Source organism: Candidatus Streptomyces philanthi (assembly GCF_059553635.1).
The window spans coordinates 1-2,719 of sequence record NZ_JCANQV010000483.1 but is presented as its reverse complement, the minus strand read 5'-3'; the positions used below and the strand labels follow the sequence as shown (position 1 = coordinate 2,719).

Annotated in this window: 2 protein-coding genes; both read left to right on the top strand. The window is 69.6% G+C overall.

All coding sequences use genetic code 11. The features are described from left to right. The first annotated feature begins 374 nt into the window (after window positions 1-374). Window positions 375-1,553, top strand: a complete 1,179-nt coding sequence (gene sucC / locus AC51EU_RS29255) for an ADP-forming succinate--CoA ligase subunit beta (RefSeq protein WP_496270112.1) — start codon at window positions 375-377, stop codon at window positions 1,551-1,553. A 20-nt stretch (window positions 1,554-1,573) separates the two neighbouring features. Beyond that, the gene (sucD, locus tag AC51EU_RS29250; protein WP_496270111.1) at window positions 1,574-2,458 is read left to right on the top strand and encodes a succinate--CoA ligase subunit alpha; all 885 of its coding nucleotides are present in this window, start codon (window positions 1,574-1,576) and stop codon (window positions 2,456-2,458) included. Window positions 2,459-2,719: the final 261 nt, after the last annotated feature.

Here is a 2,719-nt window from a genome sequence, read left to right as displayed (position 1 = left end):
CCGGTCGCCCCGGCGCGTGCCGCGCGCACGCCGTCACCCCGGAGCGCGTACGGGGCCCGCCCGGGGGAGTGCGTACGGGAGCCCCCGGGAGATCACGTTCGACGCTGCCCCCGGCGGAGAACAGCCCCGCGTCCGACTCCGGAGCGGAACCGGACCTCGCGGATCTGTGACCGTAATCACCGCCGCAGTGTGATCTGTGATTTAGGGCCGAACGGCCCTCGGCGATAACCTGCAAGGCGGACATGCCGCGTATTCGGCCACCGTGTACGCCTCCCTCTGTGACTGCGCCGTCACGTTGCCCTTCGCGGCACGCCCATGCGGACAACGAACCGCGAAGACTACGGCGATACTGAGTAGACAAGGGACGGACGCGCGTGGACCTGTTCGAGTACCAGGCGAGGGACCTCTTCGCCAAGCACGGCGTACCGGTGCTGGCCGGTGAAGTCATCGACACGCCTGAGGCGGCGCGCGCGGCGACCGAGCGTCTTGGCGGCAAGTCCGTCGTCAAGGCCCAGGTCAAGGTCGGCGGCCGCGGAAAGGCCGGCGGCGTCAAGCTGGCCGGCACCCCGGACGAGGCCGTCGCCCGCGCGACGGACATCCTCGGCATGGACATCAAGGGCCACACGGTCCACAAGGTGATGATCGCCGAGACCGCTCCGGAGATCGTCGAGGAGTACTACGTCTCGTACCTCCTCGACCGCACCAACCGCACCTTCCTGGCCATGGCCTCCGTCGAGGGCGGCATGGACATCGAAGAGGTCGCGGCCACCAAGCCCGAGGCCCTGGCGAAGGTCCCGGTCGACGCCAACGAGGGCGTGACCCTGGAGAAGGCCCGCGAGATCGTCGCCCAGGCGAAGTTCCCGGCCGAGGTCGCCGAGAAGGTCGCCGAGGTCCTGGTGACCCTGTGGAAGACCTTCGTCGCCGAGGACGCGCTCCTCGTCGAGGTCAACCCGCTCGCCAAGGTCGCCTCCGGCGACGTCCTGGCCCTCGACGGCAAGGTGTCCCTGGACGCCAACGCCGAGTTCCGCCAGCCGGAGCACGAGGCCCTGGAGGACAAGGCCGCCGCCAACCCGCTGGAGGCCGCCGCCAAGGCCAAGGGCCTCAACTACGTCAAGCTCGACGGCGAGGTCGGCATCATCGGCAACGGCGCGGGTCTCGTCATGAGCACCCTCGACGTCGTCGCGTACGCCGGTGAGAACCACGGCGGCGTCAAGCCCGCCAACTTCCTCGACATCGGTGGCGGCGCCTCCGCCGAGGTCATGGCGAACGGCCTGGAGATCATCCTCGGCGACCCGGACGTCAAGTCCGTCTTCGTCAACGTCTTCGGTGGCATCACCGCCTGTGACGAGGTCGCCAACGGCATCGTCCAGGCCCTGGAGCTGCTGAAGTCCAAGGGCGAGGACGTCACCAAGCCGCTGGTCGTGCGCCTGGACGGCAACAACGCGGAGCTGGGTCGCAAGATCCTGTCGGACGCGAACCACCCGCTGGTCCAGCGTGTGGACACCATGGACGGCGCGGCCGACAAGGCCGCCGAGCTCGCGGCTGCGAAGTAAGGGACGAGGACTCCAACACCATGGCAATCTTCCTCACCAAGGACAGCAAGGTCATCGTCCAGGGGATGACCGGCGCCACCGGTATGAAGCACACCAAGCTCATGCTCGGTGACGGCACCAACATCGTCGGCGGCGTGAACCCGCGCAAGGCCGGTACCGAGGTCGACTTCGACGGCACGTCCGTCCCCGTCTTCGGCACCGTCAAGGAGGCGATGGAGAAGACCGGCGCCGACGTCTCCGTCCTCTTCGTGCCCCCGGCCTTCGCCAAGGCCGCCGTCGTCGAGGCGATCGACGCCGAGATCCCGCTCGCGGTCGTCATCACCGAGGGCATCGCCGTCCACGACACCGCCGCGTTCTGGGCGTACGCCAAGGCCAAGGGCAACAAGACCCGCATCATCGGCCCCAACTGCCCCGGTCTGATCACCCCGGGCCAGTCCAACGCCGGCATCATCCCGGGCGACATCACCAAGCCCGGCCGCATCGGTCTGGTGTCCAAGTCGGGCACGCTGACCTACCAGATGATGTACGAGCTGCGCGACATCGGCTTCACCTCCGCCGTCGGCATCGGTGGCGACCCGGTCATCGGCACCACCCACATCGACGCCCTGGAGGCGTTCGAGGCCGACCCCGAGACCGAGCTGATCGTCATGATCGGTGAGATCGGTGGCGACGCCGAGGAGCGCGCGGCCGACTTCATCAAGGCCAACGTCACCAAGCCGGTCGTCGGCTACGTCGCGGGCTTCACCGCGCCCGAGGGCAAGACCATGGGCCACGCCGGCGCCATCGTCTCCGGCTCCTCCGGCACCGCCCAGGCGAAGAAGGAGGCCCTGGAGGCCGCCGGCGTCAAGGTCGGCAAGACCCCGTCGGAGACCGCCCGTCTGGCCCGCGAGATCCTCGTCGGCTGACACCGTGCCTTCCGGCACCACCGGTCCCTGACCGGTACACGCAGCGGCCGCGGGCCCGTACCACTGAGGTACGGGCCCGCGGCCGTTGTGCGTGGGGTGCGGTCAGTGGGGTGGGGTGCGGCGGGGGTGTGGTTCAGGGGTGTCGGCGTCGTCGGGTGCGCCGGTGTCGGGGGCGTCGGCGTCCTGCGGGTCGGTGTCGGGTGGTGGCGGTGGGCCGGGGCGTCTGGGCTTGCCGGAGGGGGCGGTGGTGACGGGGGCGTG

Coding starts and splice junctions, on each gene's coding strand:
- sucD (WP_496270111.1), top strand. CDS start 1,574: ATGGCAATCTTCCTCACCAAGGACAGCAAGGTCATCGTCCAGGGGATG.